The organism is Rubrivirga sp. SAORIC476, from assembly GCF_002283555.1.
Lineage (GTDB): Bacteria > Bacteroidota > Rhodothermia > Rhodothermales > Rubricoccaceae > Rubrivirga.
Genome location: NZ_MVOI01000002.1, coordinates 1 through 16,802, shown reverse-complemented (window position 1 = coordinate 16,802; position 16,802 = coordinate 1). Strand labels below are relative to the sequence as shown.

Annotated in this window: 18 protein-coding genes and 1 pseudogene; 11 read left to right on the top strand and 8 right to left on the bottom strand. The window is 69.0% G+C overall.

All coding sequences use genetic code 11. From position 1 onward, the window contains the following. Window positions 1-41 precede the first annotated feature (41 nt). On the top strand, window positions 42-641 hold the full coding sequence (locus B1759_RS00100; RefSeq protein ID WP_095512997.1) for a hypothetical protein: 600 nt from the start codon (window positions 42-44) through the stop codon (window positions 639-641). A gap of 381 nt (window positions 642-1,022) precedes the next feature. Here the strand turns inward: B1759_RS00100 and B1759_RS00095 are convergent, their stop codons facing one another. Beyond that, window positions 1,023-1,367 carry an iron-sulfur cluster assembly accessory protein gene (locus tag B1759_RS00095; RefSeq protein WP_095512996.1) on the bottom strand — a complete coding sequence of 115 codons (345 nt, stop codon included), beginning with the start codon at window positions 1,365-1,367 and terminating at the stop codon, window positions 1,023-1,025. Window positions 1,368-1,566: 199 nt separating this feature from the next. Between B1759_RS00095 and sufB the strand changes: the two genes are divergently transcribed. The 6 genes from sufB (at window position 1,567) to B1759_RS00065 (ending at window position 7,483) form a co-directional block, all read left to right on the top strand. Then, the gene (gene sufB / locus B1759_RS00090) at window positions 1,567-3,030 is read left to right on the top strand and encodes a Fe-S cluster assembly protein SufB (RefSeq protein WP_095512995.1); all 1,464 of its coding nucleotides are present in this window, start codon (window positions 1,567-1,569) and stop codon (window positions 3,028-3,030) included. A gap of 88 nt (window positions 3,031-3,118) precedes the next feature. After that, complete coding sequence (sufC, locus tag B1759_RS00085) at window positions 3,119-3,883, top strand: Fe-S cluster assembly ATPase SufC (RefSeq protein WP_095512994.1); 765 nt, start codon at window positions 3,119-3,121, stop codon at window positions 3,881-3,883. A gap of 84 nt (window positions 3,884-3,967) precedes the next feature. Then, the gene (gene sufD, locus B1759_RS00080) at window positions 3,968-5,278 is read left to right on the top strand and encodes a Fe-S cluster assembly protein SufD (RefSeq protein ID WP_095512993.1); all 1,311 of its coding nucleotides are present in this window, start codon (window positions 3,968-3,970) and stop codon (window positions 5,276-5,278) included. A gap of 61 nt (window positions 5,279-5,339) precedes the next feature. After that, the gene (locus B1759_RS00075) at window positions 5,340-5,696 is read left to right on the top strand and encodes an iron-sulfur cluster assembly protein (protein WP_095512992.1); all 357 of its coding nucleotides are present in this window, start codon (window positions 5,340-5,342) and stop codon (window positions 5,694-5,696) included. Window positions 5,697-5,821: 125 nt separating this feature from the next. Further along, window positions 5,822-6,820: a hypothetical protein gene (locus B1759_RS00070; protein WP_143537208.1), complete on the top strand. Its 999-nt coding sequence runs from the start codon at window positions 5,822-5,824 to the stop codon at window positions 6,818-6,820. 243 nt (window positions 6,821-7,063) lie between these two features. Further along, window positions 7,064-7,483, top strand: coding sequence for a VOC family protein (locus B1759_RS00065; protein WP_095512990.1), 420 nt, complete (start codon window positions 7,064-7,066; stop codon window positions 7,481-7,483). Window positions 7,484-7,533: 50 nt separating this feature from the next. Here the strand turns inward: B1759_RS00065 and B1759_RS00060 are convergent, their stop codons facing one another. Genes B1759_RS00060 through B1759_RS00035 form a run of 7 tightly spaced genes read right to left on the bottom strand, consistent with a single transcriptional unit; the run spans window position 7,534 to window position 12,897 of the window. Continuing rightward, window positions 7,534-8,466 (bottom strand): YgcG family protein, encoded by a 933-nt coding sequence (locus tag B1759_RS00060; protein WP_095512989.1) that lies wholly within the window; start codon window positions 8,464-8,466, stop codon window positions 7,534-7,536. Further along, window positions 8,466-9,119 carry a TPM domain-containing protein gene (locus B1759_RS00055; protein ID WP_198948699.1) on the bottom strand — a complete coding sequence of 218 codons (654 nt, stop codon included), beginning with the start codon at window positions 9,117-9,119 and terminating at the stop codon, window positions 8,466-8,468. The genes B1759_RS00060 and B1759_RS00055 overlap by 1 nt, the downstream gene beginning before the upstream one ends. Further along, complete coding sequence (locus B1759_RS00050) at window positions 9,119-10,321, bottom strand: hypothetical protein (protein ID WP_095512987.1); 1,203 nt, start codon at window positions 10,319-10,321, stop codon at window positions 9,119-9,121. The genes B1759_RS00055 and B1759_RS00050 overlap by 1 nt, the downstream gene beginning before the upstream one ends. A 25-nt stretch (window positions 10,322-10,346) precedes the next feature. After that, complete coding sequence (locus B1759_RS00045; RefSeq protein ID WP_095512986.1) at window positions 10,347-10,988, bottom strand: molybdenum ABC transporter permease; 642 nt, start codon at window positions 10,986-10,988, stop codon at window positions 10,347-10,349. Then, entirely contained in the window at window positions 10,985-11,671 is a 687-nt protein-coding gene (gene modA, locus B1759_RS19525; RefSeq protein ID WP_158225023.1) for a molybdate ABC transporter substrate-binding protein, read from the bottom strand. Before modA ends, B1759_RS00045 begins: the two co-directional genes overlap by 4 nt. A 14-nt stretch (window positions 11,672-11,685) precedes the next feature. Further along, entirely contained in the window at window positions 11,686-12,582 is an 897-nt protein-coding gene (locus B1759_RS19520) for a zinc ribbon domain-containing protein (protein WP_158225022.1), read from the bottom strand. A gap of 3 nt (window positions 12,583-12,585) precedes the next feature. Beyond that, window positions 12,586-12,897, bottom strand: coding sequence for an HU family DNA-binding protein (locus B1759_RS00035; protein ID WP_095512985.1), 312 nt, complete (start codon window positions 12,895-12,897; stop codon window positions 12,586-12,588). Between the two features lie 121 nt (window positions 12,898-13,018). On the opposite strand from B1759_RS00035, the gene B1759_RS00030 reads away from it, so the two are divergent. The 4 genes and pseudogenes from B1759_RS00030 to B1759_RS00015 all read left to right on the top strand — a co-directional run. Then, window positions 13,019-13,789 (top strand): glycogen/starch synthase, encoded by a 771-nt coding sequence (locus tag B1759_RS00030; protein WP_095512984.1) that lies wholly within the window; start codon window positions 13,019-13,021, stop codon window positions 13,787-13,789. 164 nt (window positions 13,790-13,953) lie between these two features. After that, window positions 13,954-15,141 (top strand): hypothetical protein, encoded by a 1,188-nt coding sequence (locus tag B1759_RS00025; RefSeq protein ID WP_095512983.1) that lies wholly within the window; start codon window positions 13,954-13,956, stop codon window positions 15,139-15,141. Continuing rightward, window positions 15,138-16,493, top strand: coding sequence for a hypothetical protein (locus B1759_RS00020; protein WP_095512982.1), 1,356 nt, complete (start codon window positions 15,138-15,140; stop codon window positions 16,491-16,493). Before B1759_RS00025 ends, B1759_RS00020 begins: the two co-directional genes overlap by 4 nt. 38 nt (window positions 16,494-16,531) lie before the next feature. Beyond that, window positions 16,532-16,802: pseudogene (locus tag B1759_RS00015) on the top strand (hypothetical protein); the annotation flags it as partial.

The window sequence follows — 16,802 nt, the reverse complement described above, 5'->3', positions numbered from 1 at the left end:
TTGGCCGCGTCGTACGTTGCCCTCTCGCCCCGCTCGGTGCCATGGAAAGCCTCGTCGACCTCCTCCCGCTGCTGTTCATCGGGCTCTACTACTTGTTGTCGAACCGGCGGAAGGCTGCCGCGAAACAGGCTGCCCGTCAGCACGTCGAGGCGCCGCAGACGGAGTTGGTATCGGAGGAGGCCAGCGACCCGACGCCGTTCCAGACGTTTCTGCAACAACTGGAAGAGGCGATGGCCGAGTCGGCGGGAGGACTCCCGACCGAGAACGCTCCCGTGCCGACCGAGGAGCCCACGCTTCCCCCTCGGCCGGTGCCAGAGTTCCAAGGCCAGGAGTTCCATGCCGTCCCCGGCTCGTTCGACAGCGCGTCTGCCGTCGACCACGAACGCCACGGCTTCGGCGACGACAACCCGCTCTCAGAGGAGGCCTTCGAACGTCAGCCTGCCTTCGCCCCGCTCCAGCGCTCTGACTCTCGGGAGTATGACCCTCACGGACTCCGGCGGAAGAGCTCTGCTCGTCCGACCCTGTCGGATTGGAGAGCACGCCTTCGGGACCCGCGTGCTGCGCGAGACGCTTTCGTGTTGCAGACCATCTTCGGGGCCCGAGGCGGGATCCACGGCCCCTCGCAGAAACGAGGCCACTGATTCGGCCCCGCGAGGAGCGCGAGGAACCGCGTACACGACGAGCGACCCAGCAAACGCTAGTTAGGGCCGAACCCCCTTCCCTTCGACGGGTCTCCACAGCCTACGAAGAAAACGCTTTCACGCCCTCTGGAGGGCCGGTTACGGCCTCCATGGGGCCAGGAAATCCCCGACCGTGTGATGAAGAGATCCAAAAGGGCAATGCAATGGGCACCCGTTCGACTTTGGAGGCGTTGATTAGGTCAGGTGATGACGTGCCGTCCCACGTCCCACCCTTGAGCCCGCTGGCCCCGTAAGGCCAGCGGGCTACTTTTTGCGACTTGCTTCGATTCGTACCCAGAGCGTTACCGCCACGAGGCGTCCGAGCGCCCTACAGGGAGTCGCTCAGAGGCTGAAGGATTCCCCGCAGGCGCACGTCCGCACCGCCTGCGGGTTGTCGAAGTGGAAGCCCTTGCCCTCCAGGCCGTCCGTGAAGTCGAGCGTGGTGCCCTCGACGGTGACGAGGCTCCGCGGGTCGAGCACGAGCCGCAGCCCATCCACCTCGACGGTTTCGTCGACAGGGCCAGCGACAGTGTCCCAACCGAGGTCGTAGGTCAGGCCCGAGCACCCGCCGGGGACAACGGCTACCCGAAGGAAGGTGGTTTCCAGATCGATGTGTTCACTCACGGCGACGGCGGCCAGCCGCTGGCGGGCACGTTCGGTAATCGCAAACGGGGCGGTCTGGGTCATCACAGGGAGGGGGCTTTCAGGGACGCTTCACCCACTCCGGAACCATGCCAGGTGGGGTTCGGACCGAACTTGTCCACGACGCGCAAGGTCCGCCTGCGAATGAGGTTCACGCGAGACTGAGGGGCGCCTCTCGTTCGCCTCGTCTTGGTGGAACTGCGTCCGACACGCCCGGTTCGCCTCCCCACTCCAGCACTCCACCATGGCCACGTACACAGAACACGATTTCTTCGAGGACGTCGCCGAGCAGGGCTACAAGTACGGCTTCGTCACGGACGTCACCAGCGAGAAGGCACCCAAGGGGCTCTCCGAGGACACGGTGCGTTACATCTCGGCGCAGAAGGAGGAGCCCGAGTGGCTCCTCGAGTACCGGCTCAAGGCCCTCCGGCACTTTTTCAAGCTCTTGGAAGAGGGCAAGTCGCCCGACTGGGCACACCTGCAGGTCCCCGAGATCGACTACCAGGACGCGTACTACTTCTCCGCGCCCGGCTCGAAGGTGAAGTACGATTCCATCGACGACGTGCCGGAGGAGATCCTGGCCGACTTCGAGAAACTGGGCATCCCGCTCCGTGAGCAGGCCGCGCTCGCCGGCGTCGCCGTGGACGCCGTGATGGACTCGGTGTCCGTCGCGACGACGTTCAAGGCGGAGCTCGCTAAGGTCGGCGTCATCTTCTGTTCCTTCTCGGAGGCCGTCCAGAACCATCCCGAGTTGGTCCGCGCCAACATGGGCAAGGTGGTGCCCTACACGGACAACCTCTACGCAGCCCTCAACTCGGCGGTCTTCTCGGACGGCTCGTTCTGCTACATCCCGAAGGGCGTTCGCTGCCCGATGGAGCTTTCGACCTACTTCCGAATCAACGAGGCCAACACGGGTCAGTTCGAGCGGACGCTGATCGTCTGCGAGGACGGCGGCTACGTCTCCTACATGGAGGGCTGTACGGCGCCGATGCGCGAGGAGTACCAGCTCCACGCTGCCATCGTCGAGATCGTGGCCCACGACGACGCTGAGGTCAAGTACTCGACGGTCCAGAACTGGTACCCCGGCTCGGCGGAGGGCAAAGGCGGCGTCTACAACTTCGTGACCAAGCGGGCGCTCTGCTCAGGCCGGAACTCGAAGGTGACGTGGACCCAGTTGGAGACGGGCAGCGCGATCACCTGGAAGTACCCGTCCTGCATCCTCAAGGGCGACGGCTCCGTCGGCGAGTTCTACTCGGTGGCCTTCACCAAGGACTTCCAGCAGGCCGACACTGGGACCAAGATGATCCACCTGGGCAAGAACACCCGGAGCACGATCATCTCGAAGGGCATCTCGGCGGGGCAGTCCAACAACTCGTACCGCGGCCTCGTCCGCGTGAACAAGAACGCGACGGGAGCTCGCAACTTCAGCCAGTGCGACTCGCTGCTGATCGGCGACCAGTGCGGGGCCCACACGTTCCCCTACATCGAGATCCACAACGACACCGCCCAGGTGGAGCACGAGGCGACGACCTCGAAGGTCGGCGAAGACCAGATGTTCTACTGCCAGGCTCGCGGCATCTCGGAGCAGGACGCGCTCAACCTCATCGTCAACGGCTACGCCAAGGAGATCCTGGCCAAGCTGCCGATGGAGTTCGCCGTCGAGGCCCAGAAGCTCCTCTCCGTCCAGCTCGAAGGCAGCGTCGGCTAGCCGACCCCGCCCGCCTCGGCACCGAGGCAGACCCTCCTGACTTTCCTGAACCGCGCGCCGACCGTCGGCGCCGCACTCTGACTGACGAATGGCACTCCTTTCCATCGACAACCTCCACGCTTCCGTCGAGGAGACCGAGATCCTCAAGGGCCTCTCGCTCGACATCCAGCCCGGCGAGGTCCACGCGATCATGGGGCCCAACGGCTCCGGCAAGTCCACCCTGGCGGGCGTGCTCGCCGGCCGCGATGACTATGAGATCACGGAGGGCTCCGTCACGTTCGACGGTGAGGACCTCCTGGAGATGGACCCCGAGGAGCGGACTCGTGAGGGCCTCTTCCTGGCCTTCCAGTACCCGGTCGAGCTTCCTGGCGTCAGCACGCACCAGTTCCTGCGAACGGCCGTCAACTCGGTTCGCGAGCACCGGAAGCTGGAGCCTCTCTCGGTCGGCGACTTCATCAAGCTGATGCGTGAGAAGGCCGAGTTCGTCAACCTCGACCCGAAGCTCACCCAGCGCTCGGTCAACGAGGGCTTCTCGGGCGGCGAGAAGAAGCGCGCCGAGATCTTCCAGATGGCGATGCTCGATCCGCGCCTCGCGATTCTCGACGAGACCGACTCGGGCCTCGACATTGACGCCCTCCGGATCGTGTCGGACGGCGTCAACAAGCTGCGCGCCGAGGACCGGTCGTTCGTGCTCATCACGCACTACCAGCGTCTGCTCAACTACATCACGCCGGATTACGTCCACGTGCTCGTCGGCGGCCGGATCGTCCGCTCGGGTGGCCCCGAGCTGGCCGAGGAGTTGGAGGTGAAGGGCTACGACTGGCTGCTCGAAGAAGCCGCCACCGCGGCCTGAGTTCACCATTCTGGGGTTGGAGATCAGCGTTGAGCGTCTCCGAGCCCGGCCTCTGAACCACAGACCTCTGAACTCCGAACTCTGATGATCGATCTCGAAAAGGCTCCTGCCCTCCTCCGCCACGCCGTCGAGGCCCTCGAAGGCGCGTTCTCCGGCGACGGCGCTCCCGACCCGTTCGCCGATCGGCGTCAGGCCGCCCGCACCGCGTTCGAGTCCGCTGGGCTGCCGACGACGCGCCACGAGGCGTGGAAGTACACCGACCTCCGCCCAGCCCTCAAGCCGGACTACGCGCCGGCTGGCCGCGCCACTGCGACCGACGCCGACTTGGCTGCCGGGAGCATCGACGGGCTCGACGCCGCGCGCGTGGTGGTCGTCAACGGTCGCTACGACGCCGAGGCGTCCGACCTCGACGGCCTGCCCGACGGAGTCACGGTCGCGTCGCTCGCCCACACCCTCCGCACCTCGCCTGAGGTCGTGGCGGACACGTTCGGGGCGCACGTCGACCTGGGTCGCGATGCGTTCGCGGCGCTCAACAGCGCGTTCAGCCTGGATGGGCTCTACCTGTCGGTGCCCCGCGGGGTCGCCGTCGAGCGCCCCATCCACGTGGTCCACGTGCTCACGGCTGACCAGCCGACGATCGTCCAGACGCGGCACCTGATCGTAGTCGGCGAAGCCGCCGAGGCCCGCATCGTCGAGACCTACGTGGTCCGCGGCGACGCCGCCACGTTCCGCAACGACCTGACCGAGATCTCGGCCGGTGCTGCGGCTGTGGTGCGCCACATCCGCATCCAGGACGAGGGCGATCAGGCCAACGGCGTCTCGCTGGTCCAGACCTACCAGGAGCGCGACTCGGACGTGTCGACGCTGACGTTCACCTTCGCCACTGGCACGGTCCGCAACAACACCGTGATGGTGCCCGCCGGCGAGGGAGGGCAGTCGACGCTGGGTGGCCTCTACATCTGCCACGGCGACCAGCTGGTGGACACCAACACGCTGGTGGACCACGTCGCGCCGGGCTGCCAGTCGAACGAGCTCTTCAAGGGCATCGTCACCGACCGCTCGACGGGCGTCTTCAACGGCAAGGTGTTCGTGCAGCGCGAGGCGCAGCAGACCAACGCCTACCAGCAGAGCCAGGGCGTGGTGCTCTCGCCCGACGCGCATCACTACTCGAAGCCCGAGCTGGAGATCTACGCCGACGACGTGAAGTGCTCGCACGGGTCCACGACGGGCGCCATCGAGCCCGAGCACGTCTTCTACCTCCGCAGCCGCGGCGTCTCCGAGGCCGACGCGCGGGCCATGCTGCTCTACGCGTTCGCCCACGACGTGGTCGAGATGGTGACGCTGGAGCCGGTCCGCGACCACCTCGACGCCCGCATCGCCGAGCGGCTCAAGTAATCTGCGGTCGGTGGACCGTGCGCTGTCGAACGGTCCACCATCCGCACGTCCTACCCCTCCAATGACGCGCGACATCCTCCACGACGGCCGCGAGGCGGACGACTTCTCCGATCTGGAGACGGGCATGGTCCAGGTCATGCGGACGATCTATGACCCGGAGATCCCGGTCCCGATCTGGGACCTCGGCCTGATCTACGGGTGGACCATCGAGGACGGCGACGAGGGCAAAGACGTGACGATCAAGATGACGCTGACGGCGCCCAACTGTCCGGCCGCCGAGACGCTGCCCGCCGAAGTCGAGCAGGGCGTCAACGCGCTGGAGGGCGTCGCCCGCGCCTCCATCGACCTCGTCTTCGTGCCGTCCTACTCGATGGAGATGCTGAGCGAGGAGGCCCGCATGACGCTGGGCTTCATGTGACCCCGCGGGTCCCCTCTGCCGGGGAGGCCGACGGTTTCGCTCAGACGCAGATTGGAGGATCCCACCTCTCCGACACGATGCGTTTTCTGATCCTGTTGAGTCTGTGTGTGCTGTCTGCGTGCAGCATGAGCGAGCCCGACGAACCGCCTCCTCCTGCCCCATTGGAGACCTTCCAGGGCGAGCGGACGATCCGCTTCGAGGCGGTCCCGGGCTTTCCTCCTGGAACCCTTCTGGACCTGGCCTTCGACGGCTCGCTGACGGCGGCCGTCATCCTGAACGGCGCGGGCACCGCGCTCTGGCTGGAGGACGGCTCCGGCTGGCGGCGCCTCTTCACCACCGACGACCAGGCCCCGATCGCGACCGGGCCGACCGCCGTCTGCTTCTCGCCCGGGGGTGAGTTGTTCGTCGGCGGCGCCAACGCCTACTTCTGGCGGATCGGGCGCGATGGCACGACGCTGGCACGAGACCGGTTCAACGTTGTCGGCATCGGCCAGGAAGTCGGGGACTGGCCGGTGAAGCAGTGCCGGACGGCGTCGAACCGTGTCTTCGCCTCACTGGCCAACGACATCGGCTCAGACGGCGCGCTGCTGATGCGCCCGGCCGACTTCAGCCGACCGTCGGATTGGGAGCGGCCGCCTCTCCCCTTCCGCCCGGCCACCCGCGAATACCCGACCGTGGTGGACGTGGCCGTGTATGGACTCCGGGCCAGGTTCGTCTCCAACTCGTTCACAGAGGTGGTCGCAGGGATTACCTACGGCGCGTCGCGGCCGACCCTCACCGCGCACACGATCACGGGTCAGTACCAGTACGGCTCCTGGGTGAGCGACTGGCTGGAGCGCGACCGTCCACAGACGGTCCTCCCGTACGGGCCGCCACGCGCCTTCGCGGGGACCGAGGACACGGGTGAGGCCGTGCTGTTCCTCCGCGAGGACTCCAACCGGTGGCGCATCCTGATCCCCCCGCCTCCAGGCTATGCCGACCCGTTCGGGTACGACGGGATGGCCATTCTGAACGCACCCGAAGCGCAGGGCGTCGTCCGCACCATCGGCGTCGACTCGGAGGGGCATCTGTGGCTGGGAGGCTCCGCGATGCAGACGATGCGCTCGACGACACCGCTAAAGTGAGCCCGTCCTGCTGCAACAGTCGTCACGCTCAGGTCTCGCACGGAGGCTGAGGGAGAGGTAGGCTCACATCCGGGATCGCCCCAGGGAAATCCGTGTCGCCAGCGGATTAGACCCGAGGATGCGAGAAGGATCGTTCCACCAGAGCCGGGTAATGAGAGCCGTTGCCTGATGGCACGCCGCGTGAAGTCGATGGCACCGTCGCCTCGGCGGCCTCTCTCCCACTCTCGCGCCCGTTCCGCCTCGATGAACCTCACCGCTACCTCCCTCGATTCCGCGTACCGCCAGGCTGAGCGGACCCTCCGCAAGCCGAGTTCAGCGATCTGGCTCCGGAGCGTCTGCGTGCGGACCGCGCGGTTCGATGAGGCCCTCGACTTCTATGTCACCGCGCTGGGGCTGACGCTGGGAGGACTGGGCGTCCACCCGCTCACCGCGCAACCGCGCGCGCAGTTGCTCGACGCAGAGGGCAACCAGGTGTTTGAACTCGTCGAGTCGGCCGACGACACGGCGCGCGGCGTCCACGAGCTGGCGTTCGGGATGCCGCGCCGGACCGTGACGCTGCTCCGGGCGCGCCTCGACCTTCAGGGGATCGCGTACACGCCGACCGGCGACGCCCTCTACCTCCGCGACGTCGACGGAACGCTGCTCCGCATCGAAGCCCTGTAGCGACGCCGTAGCGCCCGCCTCGGTGTCTCGGTCGATCCCCGAGGCGGAGGCTACCAGCTGCCCGAGGCCCCGCCTCCACCGGACGAGCCGCCCCCGCCGCTGAACCCGCCACCGCTGCTCGACGATGCCGTGGGCACGGTATAGGACCGGCCATCGACGACGACAGTGGATGCGCCCCGGCGACGAGCCCTGGCAAAGGCCTGATGCTTCTTGCGGATGTGACGCCGCCTGGGTCCCCAGGTCGGGTGGGCTTCCAGCCACCGGTTGAGGCCGATCAGCAGGAACGCGAAGGCCACCGGGACGAGGATCGCCGCGAGCCACCAGCCCGTCAGGCGCCACGTCAGGAAGCCGAGGACGGTGCCCGTGAGCATCCCCATGGCAGCTGCCTTGGCGTCGCCGGCCGTCCCGGCGTCCCCCGCGCGAAGCATGGGGAGCACGCCACCGACCAGGATCATGAACCCGAAGACGAACGCGATCGACACGCTCTCCGCCCCCCCGTCGGCTGCCGCCTCGTACTCGCCGTCCACAGCTCGCAGGATTGCGTCCACGCCCGCCAGCACGCCGCCGTCGAAGTCACCATCGCGGAACCGGGGCACGATCTCGTTGCGGATGATGGACCCCGCGGTGGCATCCGTCAGCGCCCCTTCCAGCCCGTAGCCGACCTCGATGCGCAGCTCACGGTCGGCCACGGCGACCAGCAACAGCACGCCGTTGTCCCGGTCCGCCTGACCGAGGCCCCAGGCGCGGAAGACCCGCGTCGCGTACGCTTCCAGCACTTCCCCGTCGAGCGACGGGATCGTGAGCACGACGATCTGATTGGATGTCGAATCCTCGTGGGCGGCCAGCCTCGCCGTCAGGGCCGCCTCGGTGGCGTCGTCGAGGACTTCGCCGAGATCGACGACGCGTCCGGCCAGCCGAGGCACATCCAGCGCGTGCGCAGTCGGCGCGAACAGCAAGAAGCCAACGAGGAAGGCGCCCCGCATCACTCGTCCCGCACGCGCACGTCGTCCGGCAGCTCGTCAGTGTCGTCTGGACGAATGTCCACCCCTCGGCGGTGGAGGAGGTCGCCGCAACGCTCGATGGCCATCACCATACCGTCGGCGAGGGTCCGGGACCGGATCCCGTCGCGAATCAGCCCGACGACCTCCTCCCACTCGGCCTGTTCCACCTTCGCGTCGATGCCGGTGTCGCCGATGACCTCGATCCGGTGCTCGAAGAGCGAGACGAAGAGCAGGATGCCGGTCCGGTCGCGTGTATTGAACACCTCCTCTTCCAGAAACGCCAGAGCCGCGCGGCGGTGGACGGTCGTGTCCAGCGTCTCCATGCCGGCGAAGGCTCGCCGGACCGGTTCGAGCAGGGTTGCCAGCCCCCCCATCACGCCGCCGCCCGTCATGACGAGCGCGAGCGCCCAGGCGGAGTAGAGCCAGCCCAGCCCCCAGCCGTCGTACAGCCAAGCCGTAGCGAGGGCCAGCACCCCGGCCAGCAGCGCCCCGAGCGACGCGAGGCGCCAAGTGGCGACCGCGTAGTCCCCGCTGCGACGCACCACATACGGCACGATTTCGCCCGCGGTCCGGGTCTCGGCCTGGCTGACGGCGTCGCGGATGCGGGTCAGTTCGTCGTCGGTGAACAGCGGCATCAGGGAGAATCGGTTGGGGTCGAGAAACGGGCGGTGTCGGGCGAAGCCAGGAGTCGTTGCAGGAGGGCATCGAGCCGACCGGCGGGCGTCCGGGCGATTGCTGCCGCGAGTACCGCAGGGTCCTCCGGTCTCCGGGCGGGGCGGAACCGGCCCCTCAGGCCGTAGAGTTCGGAGACGGCGTCGGCGACCCCAGCTGCGGAGGCGGCGCGGTCGACGGCGCGCCGACGAGCCACCTCCACTTCAGCGGCCTGGAGGGGAGCGAGGAGGGCACGTTCGTCCGAGGACGTCGCGGAGGCCAGCCGGAGGCGAAGGGTCTCTCGCGCCGCGCCGAACCAGAGATCGGCCCGGGCGTCACGCCCGGCACGAGCCGCTAGAATCTCCCGAAGCAGCAGGGCGGCAGGGCGGTCCTCCCACCCGGCAGAGACCTCCCACTCGCTGACGACGCCTCTCCAGCCCGCCGGGAGGGGCTGGTCACCCTGCGTGGCAGGGTCGGCGCGCTCGAACGTCGGCCCACCGCCAGGGCGAACGGACAACCGGGACGCAATCATCGGTTCGATCCACTCGGGCCCCAACGCACCGACGAGGACGACCGTAAACGCGGCGGGCTGACCGAAGGCCTCCGCCAGCCGCCCGGCCCCACCATCGGCTCGGGTCTCGGGCAGGACGAGTCCCCACCGCGGCGCGGCATCTGCGACCATGTCGAAAGAGTCCACAGCGTCCGGCGGGGACGTGAGAAGCGAACGGATCGACTCGACCAGGTCGCTCAGCGAGTCGGATTCGCCGACGGCTTCCCGAGAGCCGGGGCCCAGGCGCGCGGTGAGCGCTCCCCACCGTCCCTCGCCGATGTGGGCGTACGCGGGACGGTCGCTCTCTGGGAGCCCAGCCCATCCGGTCGGCGCGTCGAGGCGCGCGTGGTAGCCCTCGACGGGGTACTGGACATAGACAACCGTCAGGCCGTTTTCGAGCGTCCACTCGATGAGTCCGGCGTCCTCGTACACCGCCCGGCGGGCGATCCTCCCCTCCGGGACCGGGGGCGGCACCACCGGAGGCTGGACCACCTCCACCTCGACGGCGACGGGGACCGGCGCGGGCGGCGGCGCCTCGCGCTCGATCTCGGGCACGGGAAGCGGAACCAGGGGTGCGGCGCTGCCTGCACATCCGGCACCGAACACGAGGAACAGGAGCAGGACGAGCGGTCGCATGATGGATCGTAGGCGTCCTCCGAAGCTACGGCGCCGCGCCGCGTCCCCACCGCCGGAGCAAGAGGCGCGACGCGCCCAGACTCACGGCCGCGAGCGCCACCGCCACCACCGCCAGCCTGACCGAGGCGGCCTCTCCTCCGACCTGCTGGAGGCGGCTGAACAGGGCCAGCGGGACGGTCTGCGTCCGACCGGGGAGGTTGCCCGCGACCACCAGCGTCGCCCCGAACTCGCCGAGGGCCCGCGCAAAGTGGAGCACCGCACCGGCCGCGATCGCCGACGATGACAGCGGGGCGACCACTCGCCACGCCACGTCCCACCGCGAGGCACCGTCCACCCGTGCCGCCTCGATCAGCACGGGATCCACCGACTCGAACCCCGCCCGCGCCAGTTGCACGAACAACGGCAACCCGACGATGGCCGATGCCAGCACGCCCGCCCACCAGGTGAACACCAGCGTCCGTGGGAGCACCAGAAGCAGCGCGTACCCCGTCACGACCGGCGGCAGGACGAGCGGAAGCAGCACCAGAAACCCGAGGACGCTCGCCCCGATCCCTCGTCGGTGCGCGAGGACCCAGCCGAGCAGGAGGCTGGGGCCGACCGCGAGTAGGGTGGCCGCCACGGCCACCCGGAGGCTCACGGCGACTGCCGCCCAGTCGGCCGGGCTCATCGGTCGAACCCGGCGTCGGCCCAGAGATCGCCTGCCTCTACGAGCGCGTCGAACACTCTGCGGCCCCGCGGTTCCTGCAGCAAGGCCGCCTCGAATACGATCCGGGCATGGGGCACCTCGGCGAGCACGCGCACTCGCTCGCTCGCGGTCGCGTCGGACGCGTAGACGATCGCTCGGTCCGCCGCACCCGTCTCGACGGCGGCGAGTGCGGCGCGCACATCCCCGAGCGGGACCACCCGGGTCGAGACGCCGTCCCACAGTCCGGCCGCTTCCAGGCTCTCTCGGGCATACGAGCCCGCTGGGACGTGGGTCGGGTCGGCCAGCGCAAGCCGGTCCGCCGAGGCCAGTGCCGTCGCCAGCGAGGCGCCCGCCGGGGCATCGGCCGGACCCACCAGCACGAGACGGCCCGTCGCGACGACGCGGCGCTCGACGACCGGGCCCCTGCGCTCGATCAGCCAGTCGATCCAGTCCGGGTCGGCCGTCACGAACACGTCTGCCGGTGCGCCCTGGGCGATCTGCCGCGCCAGCACCGAGCTGGCTGCGACGCTCACGAGGGTCGGTCGGCCCGCCTCCTTCTCTCGCTGGGCGACCGCGTGCACGACGTCCCCGGTCGAGGCGGCGGCGAGGACGACGGACGCATCGGGACCGCTCGCACAGCCGCCCCACAAGACCAACGCGGTCACCCACCCCCAGCCGGTCACCCGCCTGACTCGGAGTCGATCGTCGCCAGATCCTGTTCGGCGCGCTCGCGCACCGGGGTGCCCGGAGGCGCCAGTTCGAGGATCCGCTCCAGCGCCACGCGGGCACTGTCCACTCGCCCGATCATGAGGCGCCGCTGTGCGAGCAGGTAGGTCGCGTCGAGGTTGTCCGGGTCGGTCTCCAGCACCGTCCGGAGTTCCTGGATGGGCCGCATCGGGTCCGCAGGGTCGAAGGTGGCCGCCTCGGCGAGGGCGACGCGAACTCGCGGGTCCTCGGCGAGTGCGAGGCTTTTTTCGAAGTCCTCGATCGCCCGTCGCGCCCAGCGAACGCTCGACGTCGGATCCGTCTGGACCGACTGAAAGGCCGCCGTCAGGTAGTAGCGGCCGGACTCGTACCAGCCATCCGCGGTACCGAGCGCCGCGAACTGGTCGGCGGGAGTCTGGAGGGAGTCGGCCAGGGGCGGCGCGCCGTCCGGGATCGGCGCGGCCTGTCCGATCTCCGCCTGTGGGTCGGCGGGAGGCGCCGGCTCGGGGCGCGGGGCGAACACCGTCAGCAGGTAGAGGCCGATCACCAGCCCCGCCCCGATGCCGACGACGGCCAGCGCGCGACGCCCGGCATCGGACGACGGACGGACGGTGGGGGCCCCGTTGCTGGCCGGAGGCAGGACGACGGCGTCCTCCGCGTCGGTCGGCAGGGGCTCCCCGCAGGCGTTGCAGAAGCGCGAGCCTGCAGGAGCCACGTGTCCGCAATGCGGGCAGGCGTTTCCTGGGCCCGACTGGGCATGGTCTGGCGAGGGGGTGCCCTCCAGGGGAGTCGTCGTCACCGGCGTTCCGCAGAGGTCGCAGACGGCAGCCCCCGAGGGGACGCTCGCTCCGCACGAGTCACAGGCAGTCATGTGCTATCCCTCGGTCGAGCCTACGATGCGGTCCGCCCCTTCTTCCTCCACGCGCCGCCGGAACTCCTGGGCCGGCTTGAACACGGGGACCATGCGGCGCGGCACCGGGACCGGCTGGTCCGTGCGGGGGTTGCGGGCGGTGCGCGGTGCGCGCTCGACGGAACGGAACGTGCCGAAGCCTCGCAACTCGACCCGGTCCCCCTCGGCGACGGCATCGAGGACCGTGTGCATGAAGCCGTCCACGACGGCCTCGGTTTCGAGCTTGGTCAGCCCGGTCGCGTGAGCGATCAGGTCGACGATCTGAGCTTTGGTCACAGGTCTGAGTCCGGGCTGGGGGTCAATGATACGAGCCCTCGCTGAGGAACGGTGGCAGCCACCCCCGGTTCGGAGTTAGTTTTCACCCAGCCGAAATCGAGCTTCCCACCGTCCCCCATCGATGCGAGTACTGTTCGTCGCCGGCGAGGTCGCCCCGTTCTCCGAAACCACCCCGACCTCCCAGGTCCTCCGCACCCTCCCCGAGGCGTTGCAGGAACACAAAGAGGTCGAGCCGCGCATTCTGATGCCGCGGTACGGCGTCGTATCTGAGCGCCGGAACCGCCTCCACGAGGTGATCCGCCTGTCGGGCGCCGAGATCGAGGCCGGGTCCGCGAAGGACACGCTCAAGGTCAAGGTGGCCTCGATTCCGGGCATCCGGCTCCAGGTCTACTTCATGGACTCGGTCCACTTCTTCAAGCGGAAGGGGCTCCATGCGGACCGCCGCACGGGCGCCGACTTCGCGGACAACCCGGCGCGCGCGCTCTTCTTCGCCCGCGCCGCCTTCTCGACGGTCGAGAACCTGGGCTGGCGTCCCGACGTGGTCCACGCCGCGGGCTGGATCAGTGCCTTCGTGCCGCACGTGCTCCACATGGAGCTCGGCGAGAACGAGCTGTTCGCTGGCGTCCGCACGGTGTTTACGCCCGACGGGCCGGACGGCTACGTCCACGAGGTCACCGAGGCGGAGGTGCAGGAACTGGGCCTCCCAGCCGACATGGCCGGGCAGACGATGCGCCAGATCGGGCTCTCTACCGCCAACGCGGCGGCCTACGCGACGCCCGACGCGCCCGCAGACGGCGAGCCGGACGGGCCCCAGCTCGGTGACGACCCCGAGGCTCTCGCCGACATCGCGGCCGAGCTGTACGCCAGCCTCGACCCGGCACTGGCGGCCTGAGCGGCGTCGCACCGAGCGGCTTTTTTGCAGGAATCGCCCGGACAGGGCCCCGACGCACGGGGTAGGCTGTGAACCGGCGTCCCAATCCTCGCCCCTCCACGCGAAACGCTGGAGGGGTGCGTTGGGAGAGCGCCCGTCCTCTTCCCTGCCCGACTTTCCGCCCCGTGAGATTTCTCGTCGCCGCCTTCGCGGCCTGCACCGTCCTCTCTGCCTGCCAGGACCCCGCCGGGGTCGGCCTCGGCCTGATCGACGAGGAACAGCTCGACCCGAGCGTCCGCACCGTCGCCTTGTCCGGCCTCGGGACGACGCCTGACACGACCATCGCCATCGGAATCGCCGACGGCACCAACACGGACCTGCTCCAGACGCGTGTGCTCGTCGGCAGCGTCGTTGACCCCACGTACGGAGACGCCCGCGCCCGCGCCTACGTGGATGTGATCCAGGCGGCGAATCTGCCCAGCGACGCGACCGCCGAGGACGTGACCGCGGCCTGGCTCGTGCTGACGCAGAACTACGTCTACGGGGACACCACCACGACCCTCCCCCTGGAGCTTCGTCCGATTACGGAGACGTGGTTCGCCGACACCGACTACGCTCGAGACCGAACCCTCTCGACCGGGGACGTGCTCGCCACGACCGAGGTGTCGGTGGCGGACTCGCTCCGCCAGTTCGACCTGCCCGCGAGCTGGGTCGCTGCCAACGCGGCGACGCTCGTCGGGGACGGCTTCCTGGACGCATTCGAGGGCTTCGCCATCGACATCCCCGCCGACTACGTCCCGGCGCCGGGTGCCGTCTACGGGTTCAGCACGTTCGCGAGCACCGGCTCGGGCCTGCGCGTCGTCGTCGGCGAGGACACGCTCGTGTATCCGCTGTCGGAAGTGTTCAGCTCCGTCACCTCCGGCACCGCGTCGACGCCACCGCCGACCGCGCTCCCCGTCCGCAACAACTCGGGGCTGGCGGTCGGCTTCGAGGTGGACTTCTCGACGATCGGCGCCTCCGCGCTCGCGAGGGCGCGTCTCCGGCTTCCCCTCGACGAGAGCTTTGCAGCGGAGGGTCCGTTCGTTCGGCCGATCCCGGCCCGGTCGGTCCTGTATGGCATCAATGACGACGGACGCGTAGCACTGGCCGAGGTCCTCTACGTCGACGGCGAGCTGTCGGTCACCAACACCAGCATCCTGACACCGCTGGTCCAGCGGATCCTGCTCGACCCATCGACGGGGTTCGACCGGTACGAGGTGCTCCCGTCCTCCGGCACGACCTCTCTCGACATCCTGCCGATTCGCCTGCCGAGCGTCGGCACGACCGACCTTCCTCGCTTCACGCTGACGGTGGTCGGCGGGACGAGCTCATGACGACCCTCTCTTCCCGCGTGTCCCTCTTCTCGCTCCCCTCGGTGTCCATGCGCCCGTCCGCGCTCCTCCTGTTTCTCGTGTTGTCCATCGGGGCGCACGCTCAGGGCCAGAACAACTACGGCTCGATCTACTCCCTTTACGGTCTGGGGGAGCGCGTCGAGACGGGATCGTCCCAGTCCACGATGCTGGGCAACGCCTCCACGGCGCTCCGCTCGGGGACGTATGTGAACCTGTCCAACCCCGCGCTCTGGTCTGACCAGTCGCTGACCTCGTTTTCCGCCGGTGCCAGCCTGACGACAGTGACGTCCGAGGACGGCCTCTCGGACGGCACGAGCGTCGGGACCGCGGGAGACCTCTCGGCCCTGCACCTCGGGATTCCGCTGCTTCCGAACCGGCTTGGCCTGACCATCGCCTATCGCCCGTACTCCCGCGTGAACTATCGCGCCGCGGTTCGGGACTCGCTGTCGGTAGAAGGTGAAATGGAGGCCTTCACGCTCAACCAGGAGGGAGCGGGCGGTCTCCAGCAGCTCTCGGGCGGCCTCGGCGTCCGCCTCGGCAACGCCGTACAGCTGGGCGCGTCGGCGGACGTGCTCTTCGGCACGCAGGAGTTGCTGCAGCGGACTCAGTTCGATGACCGCGCCGGGTTTGCTGAGACGCGGCAGGCGCGTGTGACCCGGCTGCGGGGCATCACGGGCACGCTCGGGGCTGCCGTAACGGCGCGCAAGCTGGGCGCCGAGGACGACGCGCTCACGGTCGCAGCCGTCTTCACGCTCCCTACGACCCTCAGTGGCTCGCGGACCGTCACGCTCGGCGAGAGCCTCGACCGCGACACCCTCCTGACCGAAGACGGTAGCACTTCCCTGGATGGAGACGTCGACATCCCGCTCGGCGCGCGGGTCGGCGTCACCTATCTGTCGGGCCTGCGCTGGCTGGCCACGCTGGATGCCTCCTACGAGCCCTGGTCGGGATTCGAGAGTTCGCTCCCCGTCGGCGGCTACGACGCGTCGAGCGGGCTGGACCAGCTCCGCGACCGCTACCGGGTCGGCGGAGGCGTCGAGATCACGCCCGCAGGCCGGGACCGCCGAGCGAGCATGCTCCAGCGCGCGTCGTACCGGATCGGGGGCTATGCCGAGCAGGGGCTGTACGCCCCCGCCGGGCAGGACGTGACCACGTTCGCCCTGACCGGCGGCGTCTCGCTACCCAACCGCCTGACCGGCGCTCGCTTCGACCTCGGCCTCGAACTCGGAACCCGCGGTTCGACCGAGGGCGTACTCGTTCGCGATACCTTCCTGAAGGGCACCCTCACCCTGAACTTCGGGGAACGCTGGTTCATCCGGCGCCGGTTCGACTGATCTCACCCTTCTCTCTCTCACTCGACACACCTCGGCACATGCGTCCGACTCGCCTCGCTCTTCTCACGCTCGCCTTCAGCGCCCTCGCGGCGTGTAGCGCACCGCCCACCACCGGCGGCACCTCCACGGCGTCGACCAACACGCCGTACGTCCCGGACACCCCGACGGCCTACGGTCCTGGCGACTACTGCGCGGAGACGTACGTGCTGCTGCAGCCCACGACGCGCTCCAACTTCAGCCTCGGCTCCGAGTACTACCGCAACGGCGACTACTGCGCCGCCTACCCCTACATCAAGCAGATCCTCGCCA